We start from the raw sequence: 19,604 nt of genomic DNA, 5'->3' as shown, positions 1-19,604 counted from the left end.
TGGTGGACGAGATGCAGCCTTTGATGGTGTAGGCGGCAATTGATATCGGCGGTGTGAGCGATGATCGTCACCCAATTCAGGCGTGGCTCGTGTTGTCGCGCTGCGCTACAGGAGGTGTGGAGTTGAGATTTTTTGCTCTCGTACTGGTTGCCTTGATCGCCAGTTCTTCAAATGCGTCCGCTTCCTCAGGAGAGCGCGTCCTCAATGCGCTTCTGGCCTGCAATCAGCAATTTTTCGCTGTTGTCGAAGATGAGAAGGAGACTTTCGGGCCGGTGACGATTGAATACCGGATGGAAGATGGTGAGATCGCAGATTACATCGTGTCTTTCGAGAAGCCGGTCGAGATCTGGGGCCTTCAGTTTATTGGCTACCGGCAATCGGTTCTGGCCCACGGTCGTGCCTATGCGTGGGCACTCATTGCGGACCACGACCCTGCCACGACTTTCAACGCAGTCAAGAAGCACTACGCGGAGGCCGCGCAATTTTCAAATTACAGGGACAGCTGGATCAGGAGCTATGGCGAGCCAGGCAAAAGGACACGTCATCTCCTAGTGCACGTTCTCGCATCCGAGCAGAGATCGCAGTCTCTGTTGGCATGTCAAATGACAAGAGATGCCATGGGTTGGCTTTCGCCCTGGCCCGATCCAGCGGATATTTTTATCGATGACAAAGACCGGGCTGGTTGGTTTTCAACGTGGCTGCCATGATCCCCGCTTCGTCGACGCCTTCTTCGGATGCTCCGGGCTTTTGGGATTGTTTGAACGCCACAGGTTACCAAGGCGATCCTCGACCAGGTGATGCAGGCGGGCTATCAGAACGGCGCCAACTTCCGCCACGTCTCGGTTTCGCCTTACGTGAAATCGGTCTTCGTCACCTTCATGTCCGACGCCAATGTGGCGCCGTTCCGCTACGCCGTCTCGCAAGGCGGCGAGCGCAACACGATCGTGGCGACCGCCGACTACTACGAAGGCCCGTTCGGCACCGTGATGATCCACCCGAACCGGGTGCAGGCGGGCAACGCGAAACTGGCGCGCAACGCCTTCTTCCTCGACACCGACATGCTCTCCTTCCTCTTGCTGCGCCAGATCCAGGAGGACAAGGCGGTGGCCAAGACCGGCGACGCCGACAAGGGCGTGATCATCGGCGAGGGCACGCTGAAGGTGCACAACGAAAAGGGCCTCGGCGTTGCGGCTGATCTGTTCGGGCTGAGCGCGGCGAGCTGATTTGGCGAACGCGATGTGTGGGGCGGGCGTTTGGCCCGCCCTTTGCCGTTTCGGCGCAGTGCCTCAGGAGTGCTACCTACCGGAACGCCTCCGCATACCCATTCACCAGGGAGAAAACACTTGGCCAATCCAATTGCCAAATACGTGAACTATGACCGGCATAACAAGACTGTCGAGGCTTTCAACGGCCAAAAGTATCCGGAGCTCAATCATCTATCGCCTGAAAGGCTGCGAGAACTGAGCGGTATCAGGAATGCGAATGCGCATGCCTATGTGAGCGCCATGATAGAGCGTGAAAATTTTCCGGGATTGGCCAAGTCTCTCGGCACGGCCCGAGAGTGGCAATCCTGGCTTTCCGACAAGTGGAACGGGAATGACAACACCAAGGACCACCTGCGTGATGAGTGGAACAATGATGTCGGCCGGCAGATAGGACGCTACGCCAAGGAGCGCGATCTTGGCGAAGCGGATGTCATGGGACTGGTGGATTATGCCCGACGGAACGGCGACCTGATCCGCTCGATCAGCGACAGTGTGCCGGACCCGCGTCTGCAAAGCTATTCGGAGTCGTCCGAGCGTCCATCCTGGTCAGGACCACCTCCTCGCGATTTGCCGCCTCTGGAGGCGCTGCACGAAAAGCGGGACTTGCAGAGAATGCAGGCCAACGCCGACAACTGGCAGTCGAAACCTCCTGTACGGGAAGAAGCGTTCTGGAGCGGGCTTTTTCCCGGTCGCGGCACGCTCAAGCAGATGATGTCGTCATGGGGTGACTAGCTGTTCGCGCAAGCTGCAGAAACAGCGCGATCTCAACCTTGCGTTCGTTCACGGAATGTTCTAATGGACAGGCATCTGGTTAAATTCCGCAGGCGAGGAGGCGGCATGAAAAAGTGGCTAAAGGCAATAGTTTACACTGTTGTCGCCCTATTCGGGCTGTTCGTCGTGCTGGTTGGGCTGGTGCTTGCGACAATCGATCCGTATTCGTTTGAAGACATGAGCCGCGGCGCAGTTTGCGAACGAAGTGGCGGCGATGTAGCGCCGGAATGCACGATGCCGCCGGAAAGCGCCGAGAAGGTGTTGGCTGCGTTGTTCGCGTGTGACGCCCAATTCTTCAAGACCCTTGACGAGGAGAAGGCTGTTTTCAAGAGGGCCGATATCGTGGCTCACCCCTACAATCTTCTCGATACGGGCGAGCCGCGGACTTCCGTCGTCACGTTCTCTGAGCCTGTCGAGGCTTATGGACTTCACCTCACCGGTTACGCGCAACAGGCATCGCCGGGAAAGAGCGACTACGCGTGGGGGGTTTATGCGTTGGAACAGCCCGCGGACGTCGAGCGCGCGCTGGAAACGGCCCGCAACGACGCTTCGGTAGCGAACGCCGGGGACGACGCGTTTGAGGTCACCGCATCCGATACCCCTGATTTTCCTGGAACACGGCTTGGTTGTCGCGCTGCCGGGGCCAGGGCCTCCAGAATCGAGAACTTGCCTTCGGTTTACGACCTGTTCCTGTCTCGAGACATCAGTACGGCACTTGCCGATAAGTTCGATCTCTTCGTTGCGTCGGCGATGAAGACCATTTCGGATTTCGGGCGATAGAAAGGTCCTATCGACGATCGTCGAGGCATGCAGTGGTCATGTCGTTCTCTTAGCATTACAGTTGCATTTTAGTTTTCAGATGCGCTCGTCGCGCGGCCGCCTGATGGGCGCGTCTCCAGCATGACCATGCGATGACGTAGGCGGGGGTTATGCGACGCTGGGCGAGTCTGATGGCGATGCGCCGGACTTCCTGGATAGACCAGCGGATCAAATCCTGATGGTCGGCATCCGCAGTCTTTTTGGGGGCGCCACGTCATTGGCGCGGTATCGGATCACCGCCATCATGGCGAAGGCGAGCATGACCAGGGAGACGTGGCGATGCCAGCCATGCCATGACCGGGTTTCGTTGTGATCGAGTCCGAGCTCGTTCTTGGCGGTCTCGAAGCTGTCTTCGATCGCCCAGCGATGGCCTTCAACGGAAACGAGCGTCTGGATGCCAGTCCCGGCCGGGCACCATGTGGTGAAGAAGGCGAGATCACCGTCGCTGATATTGCGACGGATTAGTAGGCCACGGGTCCAAAGCCCCGATTTCGTCTCGTTATATTCGTCGGCATCGAGATCGGCGAGTTCGCAGTAGGCCCAGTCATGAAGCCGCGCGCCTTTGGTGCCCTCACCGGCGGAAAGACGTTGCCATGCACTTGGATCGAGATCACGGGCGATCTCCTGCGCTGTGCCGGCGACCGGAGGCTTACCCGACCAGGAGCCGAAATGGTGGTCCGATTTAACCCCAAGAACGTAGCCTTTGCAGGCTCGGCGGAGAGTCCCTTCGACGTCCCCGACGCCATACACCGCATCTGCGGCCACCCATGAAAACGGCACATCGGCTGCCAGCGCACGCCGTATCATATCGACAGCCAGGCCTGGCTTGGTAGCGAAGGCTGTAGCCTGAGGAACATGGGCTGCTGCGAGTCTTGCCGGATCGCCGGTCCAGCTCTTGGGCAAGTACAGGGCTCGATCGATAAAGGCATGACCGCGAGCGGACACATAGGCGGCGAACACACCGATCTGGCAGTTCGTTATCTTGCCAGCCGAACCTGTATATTGACGGGCAACACCGCACGATGTCTTGCCCTGCTTGAGGAAGCCCGTCTCGTCGATGACCAGGACCGCGTCATCCGTGGCGAGGTTTTCTACGACATACTCTCGCACGATGTCGCGAAGTGCGTCCGCATCCCAGCGCCCGCGCCCCAGAATGGCTTGTTGCCGCCACGGGCCGGGATCACCGGCCGCCTCAGCACGCATCCAACCAGTCTTCCGCCGCTCGTCACCCAGCAAACCGTCCAGGAAAAGGTTCGCAGAGGCTGCAACGCGCTCCTGCGTAAACAGTCCGCGCATACGAGCCTTCACGTCACGCAGCGATGATGCCCAAAGCTCAAGCGTCGTCTCGATCGATGCACCTGCCATCCATGACCTCCGAATCATGGAGACCCATAGATTCAGACCATAGATAAATATGCAACTGTAATGTTAGGTGGAGATATAAGACTTCAAGGATTGGGCCAAGCAGAACGGCTGCGACGAACAATCGTATGAAGCAAACTACGGCTTTCTGGAGCATGAGCTTCTGCCGGAAAAGAAAGTTCTGGAGAAACTGCACCAGGCGGACACGGCCAATGAAGCCGCGCGTATCATCGAGCGAGAATATCTGAGATCAGGCGAACCCAAGCTTGCCGAACGTCAAAAGCTGGCGCGCCGTGCCATGAATCTTCCAAACTATGAGCCGCCCGTGCCGACACCGCGCCCTTCCGATGGGCCGCCTTGGTACCCGCTCCGGAGTAACTCAATCCGCTAAACGGACTCCGCTGCGCGATCGACAGGTGCAGCGGAGACACGGAAAGGCGCTGGGCGCCGGCTCAATATCACGAGATCGGTCGATGTGCCGTTCATGACGCGTCTCCGACTGAACAGCGCTGCCAAATTCCCGTTGCGTATGTTCTTGTAATGCGGAACGGGTTCTCAGTGGATGTGAAGCTGCCCGGTTGCGCTGGCATCAAGAGCGCGGGCGGCGCTGCACTAACCTTTGCTTGAGCAACAAGATTCAAGCTACAAGGCGAGTTCGGCAGATGGAGTCTGACATTCTTAAGCGTCTTTGCGCGGTGTTCTATCTGCTCGTGCTTGCAACGCCTGCGGAAACGAAGGCTGGTCGCTTGACCTTGAGGCCGAAGCGACCGGCTATACGCCCTCTGAGGCACTCGGCTTTGCTGACGGTTTCATCGGCTGCACCACACCTCTCGCTTCCGGCCAGACGCCGCGGCCGGCCTCTTTCGGAACGAACATGGAAAGTAGCGACCAGGGGATATCGTTGGCCGACGGGTTTTGCGCTGGCGCCGACTGACGGCACTTGAGCGCTCCTTCACCAAGGCGATCCTCGACCAGGTGATGCAGACGGGCTACCAGAACGGCGCCAATTTCCGCCACGTCTCGGTTTCGCCCTACGTGAAATCGGTGTTCGTCACCTTCATGTCCGACGCCAATGTCGCGCCGCTCCGCTATGTGGTCTCGCAGGGCGGCGAACGCAACACGATCGTTGCGACTGCCGACTACTACGAAGGCCCCTTTGGCACGATGATGACGACCTGTTCCTGTCTCGAGACATCAATACGGCACTCGCCGATAAGTTCGATCTCTTCGTTGCGTCGGCGATGAAGACCGTTTCGGATTTTGGGCGATAGATCTCTGCAACAGGCCGCAGCTCTGAAGGATGCCGCAGGCGATTGGTTCGAATGCGCTCCTTACAAAGGCCGAGTTTCACGGCCAGCCCATTGGAAGTAACTGGTCGGACGAAGGTTTGCGGACAGATTTGTCGGCTGCACCACGGGCGCGCACTGCCGGGAAGGAGCCGCCGGTACCGGTGTCACTTTCGGAATGAAGACAAGGAAGGGGCGCAGTAAATGCCAGGCGATGCCCTTTGGCCAACGTCCACCAACTGGATCGCGTGCGGGGCGGGCGGCGCCAAGGGCGACGCTGAAGGTGCAAGACAAGCATAGCCTATCGGCAGTCAAGAGTTGGGTGGTGCACGCGGCGCTCCCGCCGCCACCGCAGCGCGGCTCAAAAAACGAATGATCATTGGCAAGGCGGTTCTTTGGAGCCGCCTTTTTTCATGGAGAAATCGATGACCGAAATAAAGAAATCGGTGCCTGTCCGTCTCGTCTACGATGTCTGGTTCCGGGATGGCGAGCGGACAGCGGCCGGGGCCGTCGTGTCGCTCGGCCTGGAGGAGGCGAAGGCGCTGATTGCCGCCGGCAAGGCCGAACGCGCCGATCCCTTGCCGGGAGAGTGAGCGATGCTGATCCGCGATGGGGCCTGGACGCTCTACGATCACGACAGGATGACGGGCCGCTCGGTCTGGCACCTCTTCGACGGGGAGAAGGACGTCTATCGCGTCGATTATCCCGTCGACAATCTGCTTAGCGAAAACCGGGACGTGCGCAACAGCGCCGAGCAGGCCTGGCGCGGCGACTGGCACCGCGTCGCCTCGGTCCCGCTCAATATTGCGCATGCCTCTGGCCTGGTGACGGCGCATTCGGAAGGCGACGACCGCTTCGTCAAACGCTTTCTCAACGACGGCGATAACCGTGCCTGGCGCACCAAGGAGGGCCGGCTATGAGCATTGCAGACTACGCCGCATTGCTTGTCGATGCAGGAGAATACAGCGGCCGCAACGACATCGCCCACCTCTTTCCTCGTTTCATCGGCCTTGCCGAGCTGAAGCTCAACCGGATGCTGCGTGTGAGCGATATGGAGGCGACGGCGGCGATCACCGTCGGCGATGGCGATGCGCCGTTGCCGGCGGATTTTGTCGAGGCGCGACAAGTGCTGAGCGCGAGCGGTCGGCCGATCCGTGCCATGGCCTTGCAACAACTGGCCGAGAGCAATCTTGCCGGAGCCTGTGAGCCACTCGGCTATGCGATCGTCGGCAACAGGATCAAGCCTTTCCCGGCGGGAAGCTACGGGCTCACCATGACCTATTATCGCAAGATCCCTCCGCTGACGGCGGAGAACCCCGTCAACTGGCTGCTCGAAAGGGCGCCGGACGTATATCTCTACGGGCTGGTCGAGGAGATCGCCATCTGGGAGCGCGACGCCGGCAAGGCGGGAGCGGCCCAACAGCTGAAAATGTCGGCGCTTGCGGGGCTCGGTGTTGCCGACGAGCGCGCCCGCTGGGGCGACGCGCAAATGACTGTCGCAGGGGTGACGCCATGACCTTGCTTTCGGTAATCAACGAGGTCTGCGATATCGTTTCGCTCGACCGCTTCGACAGCATCTACGGTTCCAACGATCCGAACGCCCAGACGATGGTGGCGCTGGCACAGGAGGCGGGCGAGGAGATTGCCCGCCGCGGCGACTGGCGCCGGCTGCTGAAGCAGCATGTGGCGATCCTCTCGCCGCTGACCCTGCCGGCGGACTGCCAACGGCTGACGCCGGGCGGCGCCGTGCGCACTGCATCCGGCGCCTTTTTTCGCCCGATCACCAACAGCTCGCAATGGGCGGTCGCAACGAGCACCGCTTCGGCGCAGCCCTATTTTTTCCTGCGGGACAACCAGATGCTGTTCTCGCCAGCGTCAGCAGGCGTCGGAGCCATCGTCGACTACATCTCGAAGAACTGGGTGCTGGGCGACCCCTTCGAGGAGCGCGACACGCTGCAGGCGGATGACGACCGGACACTGTTTCCCGAGCGGCTGCTGGGCAAGGGCATTCTGTGGCGCTGGAAGCGGCAGAAGGGTCTGCCCTTCGACGACAGCCTGGCCGAGTTCGAGGCGGATCTGCTGCAGGAACTCAACGCCGACCGGGGGGCATCATGAGAGTGGACCTAAGGCCTGGACGCGTCGGCCAGAACAATCGCGGCGCAACCAGCATCGGGCGGCACCAGACCTCGCAGCCGATCACCTTCCCGGCGCCGAAAAACGGGCTCGTGACGACGGCCGACATGGCGGCACAGCAGCCAGGATCGGCGAGCGTTCTGCGCAACTTCTTCCCGACGCTCGTCGGCTGCCGCATTCGCGGCGGTTCGCAGAAGCGGGGGCGGGTGGCCGACGGCGGCACGATCCGCAGCGCCTTCAAATACAAATATGGCGCCACGGAGAAGCTCTTCATGGCGACGGATACGGCAATCTACGACATGACATCGCCGGCCGCACCGCCCGCGACGACGGCAGCCGCCGTCAGCGGACTTTCGGGCGGCGACTGGTGCACCTTCCAGCACACCAATGCGGGCAACTCTTTTCTCATCTGCCTCAACGGCGCCGATCAGCGCCGGGTGTACAACGGCAGCACCTGGGCGACGACGCCGGCGATCACCTTTCCCGACGCGACCACCATGGCGCAGCTCAACTACGGCTGGCTGTTCAAGAACCGGCAGTTCTTTTTGAAAAATGCCACGCTCGACGCCTATTATCTGCCGGTCAACGTGATTGGCGGGGCGGCGGCGCTGTTTCCGCTGGGCGGCGTGATGAAGAAGGGCGGCTCGCTGCTGACGGGCTTTTCCTGGTCGCTCGAAAGCGGCGACGGCCTTTCCGATCTCTGCGTCTTCGTCTCGACCGAAGGGGAGGTGGCGGTCTATGCCGGCGCCGACCCGAGTGACGCCAACAGCTTTGCCCTGAAGGGCGTCTACCAGATCGGCAGGCCGCTCGGCAAGAACGCCTGGATCCGCGCCGGCGGCGATATCCTGATTGCCACCAGCGACGGGCTGACGCCGATTTCGCAGGTGTTCCAGCGCGATCGCCAGGCTCTCAGCCAGGTCTCGGTTTCGCGTCCGATCGAGGATGACTGGCGGCGGGCGGCCAATGCCACCGGCGCCGGCTGGGTGGTGAAGCAATGGCCCGAACAGAACCTGGTCTTCATCGCCTTTCCCGGCAACAGCGTCGTCGCGGATACGACATTCGTGCTCAATGTGCTCAGCGGTCGCTGGTCGACGATCAGCAACTGGCGGGCGAGCTGTTACGAGACGCTGCAGGGCGGGCTGTTCTTCGGCGCCGACGCCGGCTTTTGTTGGCAGGGCGACACGACGGGGACCGACGACGGGCTGACCTTTACGGCCGCCTATCTCTCGCAGTTTGCACCCCCCGGCCAGTTTGGCCAACGCGCGCAAGCCACGCTCGCCCACATGTTCTCCCGGGCGAAAAGTAAACCGAAAGTGCGGCTTTTTGCTCGAGCGGACTTCGACCGATCGATCCCTGCGGCCACCAGCGTGACGGCCGGCGATGCCGCATCCTCCGACTGGGACGTCGGACTGTGGGACAAGGCCGTCTGGGACTCGCTGACGCAGCAGCTTCGCTACAGTTTTCGGCAGAATGTGCGGGCGGCAGGCGACATGCTGGCAGTCGGTTGCGCCATCACATCCGGTGGAGCGGCAAGGCTCGATCTGGAAGTGGATCTTGCGACGCTGCAGATCGAGGCCGGGGAGGCGAGTGCATGAGGATCATCTGGGGCGGTGCCGGCGACCCCACGGTGAACCAGACGATCGCGGACTTCGTGGCCGGCCATATCGCCGGCTGCGAACGCGGTTTTGCCGACTTTACCACCATGGGCGTCGTCGAAGGCGACGCGCTCCTGGCCGGCGTGGTGTTTCACAACTTTGCACCGGAGGCCGGTGTTATCGAACTGTCGGCCGCTTCCACCAGCAAACGCTGGCTGACGCGGCCGGTGCTCAAGGGCATGTTCGGCTATCCGCTCCAGGAGATCGGCTGCCAGATGGTCGTGCTCAGGGTTTCCGAGCGCAATGCCGGCATGATCGCGATTGCCGAACGGTTCGGTTTCACGCCGCACCGAATTCCCCGCCTTCGCGGGCGGGATGAAGCGGAAATCATCTTCACACTCACAGACAACCAATGGCGGGCGCACCCCGCCAACCAGAGGTAGGCACCATGGGAAAACCCAAAGCTCCTAAGCCGCCGGATCCGCGCGAGACCGCGGCGGCGCAGACCGCGACCAACATCGGCACCGCCATTGCCAATGGTACCCTCGGCAATGTCAACCAAGTGACGCCGGACGGCAGCCTGACCTATTCGCAGACGGGCAGCACCAAGTGGAAGGACCCGTTGAGCGGCGCTTTCTACGACATTCCCACCTGGACGGCGACGCAGACGCTTTCGCCGGCACAACAGGCGATCAAGGACCAGACGGACGCCGCCGAAAAGAACATGGCGACGCTCGCCAACAGCCAATCGGCACGGTTGAACGATCTGCTGGGACGGCCGCTCGATCTTTCCGGCGCACCGGCGGCGGGCAACCCGAACGCAATCAACCTGCCGCAGTATCAGCAATACGCTCCCGGCCCGGCGCTGCAGACGACACTGCCCAATACGGGCAGCGCTCAAGGAACGGTCGCCAACGCCGGAACGATACAAACCTCGCTTGGCAATGCAGGCGACATCAAGCGCAGCTACGAGACGAACTTCGACACGAAGCGTTATGAGGATGCGCTGATGGCGCGCATGAACCCGCAGCTCGACCGAGACCGCGCGGCGCTGGAGACACAGCTTGCCAACCAGGGCTTACAGCCAGGCTCCGAAGCCTATAACCGGGCAATCGACCAGGCAAACCGCCAAGCGAATGACGCTCGCTTCGGCGCAATCCTCAATGCCGGGCAGGAGCAATCCCGGCTCGTGGGTCTTTCGCAGCAGGCGGCGGCCTTCGAGAATGCGGCGCAGCAGCAGGCCTATGGCCAGATGCTGCAACGCGGCCAGTTCGCCAACCAGGCGCAGAACCAGCAGTACGCCCAGAACGCCAACAACCTTCAACTGGCAAATGCCGCCCAGCAGCAGAATTTCAGCCAGGCGCTTGCCGCTGCCGGCTTCAACAATGACGCCGTGCAGCAGATGCACCAGAACAACCAGTCGACGACCACCGCCAACAACGCGCTGAAGGACCAGAGCTACAACGCCCAGCAGGCGCAGCTTGCGGCGCAGAACGCGGCGCGGGCGCAATATCTCAACGAGATGTATGCTCAGCGCAACCAGCCGATCAACGAGATCTCGAGCCTGCTTTCCGGCGCCCAGGTGAGCAACCCGAATTTCGTGCCGACACAGGGACAACGGATCGAGCCGGTGGACTATGCGGGGTTGGTGCAGAACAAGTATCAGGGAGAGCTTGACGCCTATCGAGCGCGCCAAAGCGCCGCCAGCGGTGCGCTCGGCAATCTGCTGGGCATGCTGCCCTTTGGCAAGAACGTCTCGGACCGCCGCCTAAAGAAGGACATCAAGCGGGTCGGCACGCTCGACGGGCATTCGCTGTACGAATACCGCTACAAGGGCGAGCCCGGGGGTGGCCCGAAACACCTTGGCGTAATGGCGCAGGAGGTGGAGAGGACTCGCCCCGATGCCGTCAGCCGCGGGGCCGACGGCATGCGCCGCGTCGACTATGGCCGGCTTTTTGCCGCCGGACGGAAGAAGCGGTAGGGCCGCCGATCCAGGCTTCGTGCCTTCCATGCCGTCCGTCGACGGCGTCTTTCCGTACCCTTCGACAGCCATGAGACCGGCACGCCGCCCGCAACAAGGCGCGCGCTGCCCGCCAGGGCGCGCCTGCGCGCAGCACCGCGCATTCCATCGATATCAGGAACAACAGGGAAGCTTGCGGCCCGCACTTCCATGGAGACAAGCCATGCCCAGAACAGGTGGCGTCTATTCACCTCCCGCCGGCACCAAAGGTGTGCCCAATACCACGATCCAGAGCGTGCCCTACAACACGCTGATCGACGACCTGACGGCCGACGCCAATGCGCCGCGCCCGCTGACCGCGGGTGGCACGGGAGCAACAAGCGCAAGCGGCGCCCGGATGGCCCTCGGTCTCGAGATCGGCACCAATGTCCAGGCGCAGGACGCAGGCCTGCAGTCGATTGCCGGCCTGACGACAACGCCCAATCAGATGCTCTACACGACGGGGACCGACCTCTATTCGACGACGGCACTGACACCATTCGCCAGGACCATCCTCGACGACGTGGATGCGGTGTCGGTGAAAACGACTCTCGGGCTGGCGACGGTAGCCTCGTCTGGATCCGCGAGCGATTTGACCTCTGGCACGCTGGCCGATGCGCGGCTGCCGGGGGCGATGTCGGGAAAGACGTTTAATGGAAGCGTAGTAGTTTCGTCGGCCGCGAGCGCAGCGCTAATTTTGAATGGCCCTAGTACGAATGGCATTGAAGTGGGGCGAACGGACGGTACGGCTACTAACACCTACATAGATTTCCATTCGTCTGGGAATAACATCGACTTTGATGCACGAATTTTAGCCTCAGGAGGAAATGGTTCTATCGGCCAAGGCGGGTTAACTGTCACCGCTCAAGGAGGGGGGCTTACGCTGGCCGGAACTTCACTTTCAGGAACGTCAGCATATTTTTCCAGTACATTGACGGCTCAAGACGTCCTCTCCAACGGCTCGATCCAAATCCGAAACAGTGGCAATCGCGTATTTTGGTTGATGAACGCTTCCGGTATCAACCGCACCGCGGTCTTCCACGACGACGGCAGCGAATATGTCGGCATTAATCTTTACAACACCTCGGGTTCGTTTGTTAGGGCTTTGCAGATTTGGCAAGCTGGTGAGTTGACGTGGAATGGAACTAACTTCGTAATTGAAGGCAACGGTTCCACTTCTTGTCAGTTGCGGATGAATGTCGACACGGATAGTCAATATCGCTTTATCGGCACTAATTCCAATGAGCTTTACATTCAGAGATCCTCAAACAATTTCGGCAGCGCGACTACGCTGTTGCGGTGGGATAATAGTAACGACGCGCTCTTCTCCAGAGACATCTACGCGAACCGCGTAGTTTCGAGCTCCTCTGGCCTTGGGACCAATTTTGCTGTTGGTGATGATATTTGGATTGGCGACGTCAACGTTGCCAACCATATGAAGATTAGCGGACGGCAGGATGGAACCAAGGGATTTGTCCGCTTTGGCAACAGCGCCAATGCTCTTGGTGTGGATGGAACCACTTCTGTAGACAGATTAATCTGGGGTTCTTGGTTACTGCAGAGCGACGGGAATCAGTATTTACCCTACATTGGTAAATGGATGAACGTTGCTTTTGAAGAAAAGGCTACTGTCTACACCGGTTCCAACCAGGACGAAACAAACTTGCCCGTTGGCCATTCTGTGCTCTGCTACTCAAACGGTGTGCGAAACCGGAACCAGGGGTATGCCACTTACCTCTCCACTGCCGCCTATCAATACACCCTGGATGTCGGGGCGAGCTCTCAGTTGGGCGGGACCTGGCGGGCGCGCGGGCAGATCACCTATTCCAGTGGCAACTCCATGGTACAGATGCAGAGGACTGCGTGATGGCGCTTTCGTTGAATGAGGTCTATTCCGTTCAAAAGACCAGGGAAGACGGCGTGTTGCTGGTCAAATGCAACATCACCGATCTGCAGGATGCGGTTTACGATTGCGATTACGTATCGCGGCCTGAAGATGGCTTTGGTCTCAATCCGACTATCCGCAAGTGGCTCGACGACAACCGCGATTTTCCGGTCGCCGACTATGTTCCCCCGACAGATGAAGAGAGCCGCCGGGTGATGCCGTCGCTCTCCGCGCGGCAATTCCGTCTCGGTCTCGTCGGCGCGGGCGTTTCGCCTGAGGCGGTGGTCGTCACGATTGCCGCCATGCCCGCGGGCACCGATCGGGACCGGGCACAGATCGAGTGGGAATATGCCGAGACATTCCAGCGGGGGCACCCGCTCGTCGCGACGATTGCGATCGGGCTCGGCCTGTCAGAGCTGCAGGTCGATGCCCTGTGGCTCGCGGCGGTCAATCTCTAGGTACTCTTCACAAGACAGGTGACTTATGAATCGGTCGGTATTCTTTGCCGCTCTCCGGCGACGGGGAAGCGCGGCACTCGGCAGATCTTTTTCTCAGCAGCAAGAGACGGGCGTCGAGGCGATCCTCGCGGAGGCGCGGCGCCGCGGCGTCAGCCTTTGCCATCTCGCCGCGATACTCGCAACCGCCTATCACGAAACCGGCGGCTCCATGCAGCCGGTTGAGGAAAATCTCAATTACACCGCGAAGCGGCTCACGCAGGTGTGGCCCGCTCGTTTTCCAACGATTGCGGGTGCCGAGCCTTACGCCGGTAATCCGCGAAAGCTCGCGAACCGGATCTATGGCGGGCGGCTCGGCAATGTCGAGGCCGACGATGGGTGGCGTTATCGCGGGCGCGGTCTGGCCCAGATCACCGGCAGGGCGAACTATGCGAAGTTCGGCATCGCGGCTGCCCCCGATCAGGCGAAGGAGACGGCAACGGCCGTGCGCATCCTGATCGACGGCATGGCGGCGGGGCTTTTTACCGGCAAGCGGCTTTTGGACTTCGATACCGGCGAGAGTCTATCCGAGGCTGCGACCGGCTATCGTTATGCGGCATCCCGCGCGATCATCAACGGTGATGTCCGGCAAAATGGTCCAAAGATCGAGGCCTATGGCAGGGCATTCGAGACAGCATTGCGTGAAGCCGGATATGGCCAGAGCGGCCAGGAAAGGAGGGGTTCGACCGAGCCGGGTGTCGTCGTCGTGCTTCGGCCCGGAAGGTCGGGGTCAGGGGCCAAAGGTCAAGGCGACAGCACCGCTTTCCGGTCCATTGGCAAGACTTTCGAACGCCTTGCCGCCGCGATCGTCGCGATTATCGCGAGGTGGGCGAAATGAGCGCCGTGGTGATCCGCATAGTGTTGCGCTACGGCGCGGGCTTGCTTGTCGCGAAGGGCCTGCTGGCGCCTGAAACCGGTCCTGCGCTTGCCGATGATCCCGACATCCAGATGGTGGTGGAGGTTGGCGTCGGCCTGGTTGCCGGCGTGCTCTCCGAAACCTGGTATGGGCTGGCACGACGTTTCGGCTGGGCGAAATGATGCTGTCCTGGCCGAAGCTTCTTCTCGGCGGGCTGTTGCTCGCCGGCGTCGTCTGGCTTGTCCATGAGATCCGTGCGGACGGTGCTCGTGCTCTCGCCAGTCTCATCGAAAGGCAGAACAATGACGCTCAGAGCCGCGCTCGTGAAAGGCGCCTTGATTACGATTCCTGCCTTGATTCAGGCAGGTTGTGGAACTTCGCAACCGGCCAGTGTTCCGGGCCTGCGGGGCGTGGTCGGAACTGATCTCATCGGCGCACGCGGTGCGACGCCTGCGGACCAACGCCGGATCGACCGCACGGTTGTCGGGCTTTGTGCAGCGGAAATCTGGACCCGGGCGGAATGCGCCCGACATGGGGAGCGCGCCGATGTCGGCAGTTGAAATCGATGTAGCCGTTCACCGCCAGCTCGGCGAATTGGTCGCGGGCATGCGCGGCTTGCAGGAATCCATTCGCCGGATCGAGGAGGGCGCCCAGCGCGCCGAAGACAAGACCGCGACACGGCATGCCAATGTGCATCTGCGCATGGAGCAGCTTGCCGATCGGGTTGGCGAACTCGAGGCGTCGGTCCTGGCGATCGGTACGGACGTCGGGGAGATGAAACCGGTGACCGACGACGTCAGGCGCTGGAAGCTGATGGGGATAGGCGCGCTGGGCGTCACCGGCATTGCGGCGATGGCGCTGGGCGTCAGCTTTGCCGAAGCGATCCGCCGCATCGTCTTTGTCGTCATTGGCAAGGGGTGAGGGGCCGAGTGCCTGAAATGAACGAACACGAAAACGCCGCGCGCCCCCTTGGGCGCGCGGCGTTTTTTGCGTTTCGATCGCGCCTAAGGCTGATGCGTCTCGCGTCTCAGGCTGCGTCGGCGAGGATCTGACGCCTGTCGCGCATGACCAGGGTGGCGATGAAGAAAGCCTGGACGAGCAGCAGGGCATAGGCGGCGAGGATGACGCCGCAAGGTACGACAAAATTCAGTTGCGGTGCGGCGCCGAGGATGACGGGCACGCTCCAGGAGACGATCGAAATCACGCCGCACCCGATCAGCGCCGTCTTCGTGGCGGGTTTGGCGCCGGCGAGCAGCGTCGAGCCAATCTGCTGGCGGACGAAGGGCAGTACGAAACGATGAATGGCAAGGCCGTTGACGGTAAGGATGCTGACGATCGTCACCTTGGCCCAGATCTTCGGGTTCAGCAGCTTTTCCGTGTCAGTCAATTGGTAAAGCAGGAGGAAACCAAGACCAGAACCCCACAGCAGAAACAGTCCGGCTGTGATAAAGCGGCTGATCCATTCGACGTGACCGACCAGTTCGGCGCTGACGATCATCCGGCGGTAGCGCGACAGCATCAGATCGAGAAACACGGCGCCGCCGAGGCCAAGCACCATGCCGGAGAAATGCACCAGCCGCAGCGATGTGCGGATATATGAGACCAGCGCCGGTGCCGACGACAACGAAAAATCCAGAACGCCCAATTTCAATTCCCCCAAGAAGGCACACCAATGCGTTCGCACCCCTGGAGGGGGCACGTCCGATGCCGACGGACTGTCGTGATTGTTGCTTCCGGCCTGGTCGCCAATGACGCCGGCGACCAATGTCGGAGTGTGCTCCTTCTATTAAAAGGTGAGTTTGAGTGTCAAGTATACGATGACGCTAATTCAGTAATTTATAGAGTGACGAGGATGGTCCCGGCAGGGATGCGAGGTCGATCACAACGCAGGCAATGCGTTCGACGTGCCTGCAACCATTCGCCGGCCGCCGTCCGGCACGGAGAAGCGCAGGCGGTATTCTTTCGGCGAAAGGCCGAGGATCTTGCGGAAGATCTTGCGATAAGCGTTGGTGTCGTCGTATCCGCTCTGCCAGGCGACCTGCTCGATCGACAGATGCGAACGCTCCAGGAGATCGCGTGACTTGGCGATCCTGAGCCGCTGGCAATATTCGGTGGGATTGAAACCGGTCGCCTTCTGGAAACGGCGCAGGAAGGTGCGGTCGCCGAGCCCGGCGCGTTCCGCCATCATCTGCAGCGTCACGCCTTTGGTGCTGGTGCCGTGCAGCCAGTGCTGAATCTTGAGGATGACGTTGTCGCCGTGGTCGAGCCTCGGCGCAAAGACGCTGTAGTAGCTCTGCTCGCGCGCGCCGGGGTCGATGATCATGAAGCGCGCGGTCGCCAGCATGATGTCGGTTCCCAGGAACCGGTCGACGAGTTTCAGCCCGAGATCGATCCACGCCATCATGCCGCCGGCGGTGATGATGTCGCCCTCGTCGATCAGCAACCTGTCGGTGTCGACGCGGATGTTGCCGTAGCGGCCGGTGATCAGGTCCTGGTGCGACCAGTGCGTGGTGATGGTGCGGCCAGCGGCGAGGCCGGATTCCGCCAGCAGATAGGCGCCGCCGCAGACGGAACAGATCGTCGTGCCGCGCTCATGCTGCTCCCGCACGAAGGCGGGCAGGCCCGCGATGCGATCGCCGACCGGCAGATCGGACAGCGTCGGCGGCAGGATCAATGCCACCAGGCCCGAAGAGGGACCCTGGTGGGTGTCGCGCGATTTCGACACCGAGCCGTCTTCCTGAAGCCTCCAATGGCTGATGCGGATCTGCGGAGCATCCACTCCGCTCTGTTCGGCCGACTGCATGCTGGCCACCTGGAACATGTCGGTCAGGCCGTGGATCGCCGACATCAGGGCGCGGGGATAGACGACGATGCCGATCTCCGCCGGTTCGTTTTCCGGTCGTTTTGTCACTTCTGCCCCCATCGTTGTCAGCTTTGCCGGTCGAGAGGTTAGGGCCGCCGATTTATCAATTCAACCATCGCTTCCACGGAATGGAAGCCGGGCAACAGAGATCAAGAGGCGAGGACAATGACACAGGCAAAAGCAGTTTCCGCAAGCGTTTCCAGTGGCCTTTCACGGCGCACGGTTCTTTCGGCGGCATTTGGCGCCGCCGCCACCGCCGCCGCGGTCAGCGCAATGAACACGCCGGCCAAGGCCGCATCCACCACCGCATCAACCGCCGGCGTCTCCGGCACTGAGGGAGCAAAGACCATGGGCAGCCGCATCATCACCCGCGATGGCGTCGAGATCTACTACAAGGACTGGGGGCCGAAGGATGGTCCGGTCGTCGTGCTCAGCCACGGCTGGCCGCTGTCGTCGGACAGCTGGGAAGCGCAGGCGTTCCATCTCGCCAACAATGGGTTCCGCGTCATCACCCATGACCGCCGTGGCCACGGCCGCTCGTCGCAGCCCTGGGACGGCAACGACATGGATCATTATGCCGACGATCTGGCCGATCTCATCAATGCGCTCGATCTGAAGGACATCTTCCTCGCCGGCTTTTCGACCGGCGGCGGCGAGATCAGCCGTTACATCGGCCGCCACGGCACGGGCCGTGTTGCCAAGGCCGGGTTGATTTCGGCGGTGCCGCCGCTGATGGTCAAGACCGACGCGAACCCCGGCGGCCTGCCGAAGGAGGTGTTCGACGGCCTGCAGGCGGCGAGCCTCAAGGATCGCTCGAAGCTCTATCGCGACATCGCCTCCGGTCCGTTCTTCGGCTTCAACCGGCCGGGTGCGGTCGCCTCTCAAGGCATGATCGACAGCTTCTGGCTGCAGGGCATGATGGGCGGTCACAAGAACACCTATGACTCGATCGTCGCCTTCTCGCAGACCGACTTCACCGAGGACCTGAAGAGGTTCGACGTGCCGACCTTGATCATCCATGGCGACGACGACCAGATCGTGCCGATCGACGCGGCGGCACGGGCGTCGAAGAAGCTCGTCCCGCATGCCGAGCTCAAGGTCTATGCCGGCGCGCCGCATGGCATCACCGACACGCACAAGGATCAGCTCAACGCCGATCTGCTGGCCTTTGCCAAGGCGTGACATCGCCGGCCGGTGTCGCCGCGTGCGGCACCGGTCGTTCGCCAAACGCATCCAGATCCCCGAATTGCTCCAGCCAAGGACCAGAGCCATGACCGCCTCCCGCACTTCTTCTGACGCTTTCCGCATCCATCGTCGCGAATTCCTGGCGGCCTCCAGCGCGCTTGCCGCTTCACTTTTGCTGCCGAAGGGCGGCTATGCCGCCGACAGCCATCGCCTCCAGCATGGCAATTTCGACATTTCCGTCGTCAGCGACGGCTTCCTGATGCTGCCTGTCGAAATCGTGTTGCCGGATGCCAAACCCGAGGAGCGGCCGGAGATCATGCGCCGCCTTGGCGGCACGCCGGAACACGCGCCGTTCCAGACCAATATCCCTGTGATCCGCGCCGGCAATGACCTGATCGTCGTCGACGACGGCTCCGGCACTCACTTTCAGGAAAGCGCCGGCAAGCTGAGCGCCAATCTCCTGGCGGCCGGTATCAACCCAGACCAGGTGACGAAGGTGGTGCTGACCCATGCCCATCCCGATCATTCCGGCGGAACCGTCAAAACCGATGGCAAGCTCACCTTTGCGAACGCGCAGTATTTCGTCTCGGAGAGGGAGTGGCAATTCTGGACGGATCCGAACTTCGAGAAGGTGATGCCGCAGGTGCTGCATGGTTTTGCCAAGGGCGCGCAGCGCGACCTGTTTGCCGTTCAGGACAGGCTGACCCTGGTCAGGCCCGGCGACGAAATCGTCAGCGGCATGCAGGTGCTCGACACGCGGGGCCATACGCCCGGCCACATCTCGCTCCAGCTTGCCGGCGGCGACGGCGCCGGGCATGAGGGCCTGGTGATTACCGGGGACGCCGTGACCAGCAATATCGTCTTCTTCGAGCATCCCGACTGGCATTTCGGCTTCGACACGGATGCGGAGCTTGCCTTGAAGAACCGCAAGGCGCTGATCGATCGGGCGGCATCGGAGAGGTTGGCGCTGCTCGGTTACCACTGGGCCTATCCGGGCATCGGGCGGGCCGAGCGAAACGGAGCTACCTATCGCTTCGTGGCGGCGTAGCCGCGCTCTTTCAGGGCGGCGGCATGAGCCACGGGCGCGTCTT

The 19,604-nt window shown here is 61.4% G+C and carries 21 protein-coding genes and 3 pseudogenes; 21 read left to right on the top strand and 3 right to left on the bottom strand.

Going from position 1 to position 19,604, the window contains the following annotated elements; all coding sequences use genetic code 11:
• Window positions 1-122 precede the first annotated feature (122 nt).
• The 4 genes and pseudogenes from QM996_RS09205 (at window position 123) to QM996_RS09190 (ending at window position 2,816) form a co-directional block, all read left to right on the top strand.
• Window positions 123-707 (top strand): hypothetical protein, encoded by a 585-nt coding sequence (locus QM996_RS09205; protein WP_500270162.1) that lies wholly within the window; start codon window positions 123-125, stop codon window positions 705-707.
• 66 nt (window positions 708-773) lie between these two features.
• Window positions 774-1,223 (top strand): annotated as a pseudogene (locus QM996_RS09200) (SU10 major capsid protein); the annotation flags it as partial.
• 120 nt (window positions 1,224-1,343) lie between these two features.
• The gene (locus tag QM996_RS09195; protein ID WP_500270161.1) at window positions 1,344-1,997 is read left to right on the top strand and encodes a hypothetical protein; all 654 of its coding nucleotides are present in this window, start codon (window positions 1,344-1,346) and stop codon (window positions 1,995-1,997) included.
• Between the two features lie 105 nt (window positions 1,998-2,102).
• The gene (locus QM996_RS09190) at window positions 2,103-2,816 is read left to right on the top strand and encodes a hypothetical protein (protein WP_500270160.1); all 714 of its coding nucleotides are present in this window, start codon (window positions 2,103-2,105) and stop codon (window positions 2,814-2,816) included.
• Between the two features lie 207 nt (window positions 2,817-3,023).
• Here the strand turns inward: QM996_RS09190 and QM996_RS09185 are convergent, their stop codons facing one another.
• Window positions 3,024-4,238: an IS701 family transposase gene (locus tag QM996_RS09185; protein WP_334141648.1), complete on the bottom strand. Its 1,215-nt coding sequence runs from the start codon at window positions 4,236-4,238 to the stop codon at window positions 3,024-3,026.
• 76 nt (window positions 4,239-4,314) lie between these two features.
• Here QM996_RS09185 and QM996_RS09180 point away from each other — a divergent pair.
• From QM996_RS09180 to QM996_RS09110, 15 genes and pseudogenes are all read left to right on the top strand, one after another.
• Window positions 4,315-4,608, top strand: a pseudogene (locus QM996_RS09180) (phage tail tip lysozyme); the annotation flags it as partial.
• Between the two features lie 517 nt (window positions 4,609-5,125).
• A pseudogene (locus QM996_RS09175) lies at window positions 5,126-5,387 on the top strand (SU10 major capsid protein); the annotation flags it as partial.
• A 541-nt stretch (window positions 5,388-5,928) separates the two neighbouring features.
• On the top strand, window positions 5,929-6,096 hold the full coding sequence (locus QM996_RS09170; protein ID WP_500270159.1) for a hypothetical protein: 168 nt from the start codon (window positions 5,929-5,931) through the stop codon (window positions 6,094-6,096).
• A 3-nt stretch (window positions 6,097-6,099) separates the two neighbouring features.
• Window positions 6,100-6,423: a hypothetical protein gene (locus tag QM996_RS09165; protein ID WP_500270158.1), complete on the top strand. Its 324-nt coding sequence runs from the start codon at window positions 6,100-6,102 to the stop codon at window positions 6,421-6,423.
• Window positions 6,420-7,019 (top strand): phage adaptor protein, encoded by a 600-nt coding sequence (locus tag QM996_RS09160; RefSeq protein WP_500270157.1) that lies wholly within the window; start codon window positions 6,420-6,422, stop codon window positions 7,017-7,019. The genes QM996_RS09165 and QM996_RS09160 overlap by 4 nt, the downstream gene beginning before the upstream one ends.
• A complete protein-coding gene (locus QM996_RS09155; protein WP_500270156.1) occupies window positions 7,016-7,618 on the top strand; it encodes a phage adaptor protein in 603 nt (200 codons plus the stop codon). Before QM996_RS09160 ends, QM996_RS09155 begins: the two co-directional genes overlap by 4 nt.
• A complete protein-coding gene (locus QM996_RS09150; RefSeq protein ID WP_500270155.1) occupies window positions 7,615-9,231 on the top strand; it encodes a hypothetical protein in 1,617 nt (538 codons plus the stop codon). The genes QM996_RS09155 and QM996_RS09150 overlap by 4 nt, the downstream gene beginning before the upstream one ends.
• Window positions 9,228-9,674, top strand: a complete 447-nt coding sequence (locus QM996_RS09145) for a GNAT family N-acetyltransferase (RefSeq protein WP_500270154.1) — start codon at window positions 9,228-9,230, stop codon at window positions 9,672-9,674. Before QM996_RS09150 ends, QM996_RS09145 begins: the two co-directional genes overlap by 4 nt.
• Window positions 9,675-9,679: 5 nt before the next feature.
• On the top strand, window positions 9,680-11,212 hold the full coding sequence (locus tag QM996_RS09140) for a tail fiber domain-containing protein (protein WP_500270153.1): 1,533 nt from the start codon (window positions 9,680-9,682) through the stop codon (window positions 11,210-11,212).
• 202 nt (window positions 11,213-11,414) lie between these two features.
• Window positions 11,415-13,097, top strand: a complete 1,683-nt coding sequence (locus QM996_RS09135; protein WP_500270152.1) for a hypothetical protein — start codon at window positions 11,415-11,417, stop codon at window positions 13,095-13,097.
• Window positions 13,097-13,573: a hypothetical protein gene (locus QM996_RS09130; RefSeq protein WP_500270151.1), complete on the top strand. Its 477-nt coding sequence runs from the start codon at window positions 13,097-13,099 to the stop codon at window positions 13,571-13,573. The genes QM996_RS09135 and QM996_RS09130 overlap by 1 nt, the downstream gene beginning before the upstream one ends.
• Before the next feature lie 25 nt (window positions 13,574-13,598).
• Window positions 13,599-14,447, top strand: coding sequence for a hypothetical protein (locus QM996_RS09125; protein ID WP_500270150.1), 849 nt, complete (start codon window positions 13,599-13,601; stop codon window positions 14,445-14,447).
• Window positions 14,444-14,647 (top strand): hypothetical protein, encoded by a 204-nt coding sequence (locus QM996_RS09120; protein WP_500270149.1) that lies wholly within the window; start codon window positions 14,444-14,446, stop codon window positions 14,645-14,647. Before QM996_RS09125 ends, QM996_RS09120 begins: the two co-directional genes overlap by 4 nt.
• Window positions 14,648-14,767: 120 nt before the next feature.
• A complete protein-coding gene (locus tag QM996_RS09115) occupies window positions 14,768-15,025 on the top strand; it encodes a hypothetical protein (RefSeq protein ID WP_500270148.1) in 258 nt (85 codons plus the stop codon).
• Window positions 15,012-15,386, top strand: coding sequence for a DUF1515 family protein (locus QM996_RS09110; RefSeq protein ID WP_500270147.1), 375 nt, complete (start codon window positions 15,012-15,014; stop codon window positions 15,384-15,386). The genes QM996_RS09115 and QM996_RS09110 overlap by 14 nt, the downstream gene beginning before the upstream one ends.
• Before the next feature lie 106 nt (window positions 15,387-15,492).
• On the opposite strand, the gene QM996_RS09105 is transcribed toward QM996_RS09110, so the two are convergent.
• Window positions 15,493-16,089 carry a hypothetical protein gene (locus QM996_RS09105; RefSeq protein ID WP_500270146.1) on the bottom strand — a complete coding sequence of 199 codons (597 nt, stop codon included), beginning with the start codon at window positions 16,087-16,089 and terminating at the stop codon, window positions 15,493-15,495.
• Window positions 16,090-16,344: 255 nt separating this feature from the next.
• A complete protein-coding gene (locus tag QM996_RS09100; RefSeq protein ID WP_500270145.1) occupies window positions 16,345-17,376 on the bottom strand; it encodes a GlxA family transcriptional regulator in 1,032 nt (343 codons plus the stop codon).
• A 117-nt stretch (window positions 17,377-17,493) separates the two neighbouring features.
• Here QM996_RS09100 and QM996_RS09095 point away from each other — a divergent pair, with 117 nt between their 5' ends.
• Together QM996_RS09095 and QM996_RS09090 are read left to right on the top strand one after the other, a co-directional pair.
• Complete coding sequence (locus QM996_RS09095) at window positions 17,494-18,510, top strand: alpha/beta fold hydrolase (protein ID WP_500270144.1); 1,017 nt, start codon at window positions 17,494-17,496, stop codon at window positions 18,508-18,510.
• 88 nt (window positions 18,511-18,598) lie between these two features.
• The gene (locus QM996_RS09090; protein ID WP_500270143.1) at window positions 18,599-19,561 is read left to right on the top strand and encodes an MBL fold metallo-hydrolase; all 963 of its coding nucleotides are present in this window, start codon (window positions 18,599-18,601) and stop codon (window positions 19,559-19,561) included.
• Window positions 19,562-19,604 lie beyond the last annotated feature (43 nt).

Origin of the sequence: Sinorhizobium chiapasense (assembly GCF_045277575.1) — a bacterium.
GTDB lineage: Bacteria > Pseudomonadota > Alphaproteobacteria > Rhizobiales > Rhizobiaceae > Ensifer > Ensifer chiapasense_A.
This window is presented reverse-complemented; position numbering and strand designations above follow the sequence as displayed.

Coding starts and splice junctions, on each gene's coding strand:
- QM996_RS09190 (WP_500270160.1), top strand. CDS start 2,103: ATGAAAAAGTGGCTAAAGGCAATAGTTTACACTGTTGTCGCCCTATTC.
- QM996_RS09185 (WP_334141648.1), bottom strand. CDS start 4,238: ATGATTCGGAGGTCATGGATGGCAGGTGCATCGATCGAGACGACGCTT.
- QM996_RS09170 (WP_500270159.1), top strand. CDS start 5,929: ATGACCGAAATAAAGAAATCGGTGCCTGTCCGTCTCGTCTACGATGTC.
- QM996_RS09165 (WP_500270158.1), top strand. CDS start 6,100: ATGCTGATCCGCGATGGGGCCTGGACGCTCTACGATCACGACAGGATG.
- QM996_RS09160 (WP_500270157.1), top strand. CDS start 6,420: ATGAGCATTGCAGACTACGCCGCATTGCTTGTCGATGCAGGAGAATAC.
- QM996_RS09155 (WP_500270156.1), top strand. CDS start 7,016: ATGACCTTGCTTTCGGTAATCAACGAGGTCTGCGATATCGTTTCGCTC.
- QM996_RS09150 (WP_500270155.1), top strand. CDS start 7,615: ATGAGAGTGGACCTAAGGCCTGGACGCGTCGGCCAGAACAATCGCGGC.
- QM996_RS09145 (WP_500270154.1), top strand. CDS start 9,228: ATGAGGATCATCTGGGGCGGTGCCGGCGACCCCACGGTGAACCAGACG.
- QM996_RS09140 (WP_500270153.1), top strand. CDS start 9,680: ATGGGAAAACCCAAAGCTCCTAAGCCGCCGGATCCGCGCGAGACCGCG.
- QM996_RS09135 (WP_500270152.1), top strand. CDS start 11,415: ATGCCCAGAACAGGTGGCGTCTATTCACCTCCCGCCGGCACCAAAGGT.
- QM996_RS09130 (WP_500270151.1), top strand. CDS start 13,097: ATGGCGCTTTCGTTGAATGAGGTCTATTCCGTTCAAAAGACCAGGGAA.
- QM996_RS09125 (WP_500270150.1), top strand. CDS start 13,599: ATGAATCGGTCGGTATTCTTTGCCGCTCTCCGGCGACGGGGAAGCGCG.
- QM996_RS09120 (WP_500270149.1), top strand. CDS start 14,444: ATGAGCGCCGTGGTGATCCGCATAGTGTTGCGCTACGGCGCGGGCTTG.
- QM996_RS09115 (WP_500270148.1), top strand. CDS start 14,768: ATGACGCTCAGAGCCGCGCTCGTGAAAGGCGCCTTGATTACGATTCCT.
- QM996_RS09110 (WP_500270147.1), top strand. CDS start 15,012: ATGTCGGCAGTTGAAATCGATGTAGCCGTTCACCGCCAGCTCGGCGAA.
- QM996_RS09095 (WP_500270144.1), top strand. CDS start 17,494: ATGACACAGGCAAAAGCAGTTTCCGCAAGCGTTTCCAGTGGCCTTTCA.
- QM996_RS09090 (WP_500270143.1), top strand. CDS start 18,599: ATGACCGCCTCCCGCACTTCTTCTGACGCTTTCCGCATCCATCGTCGC.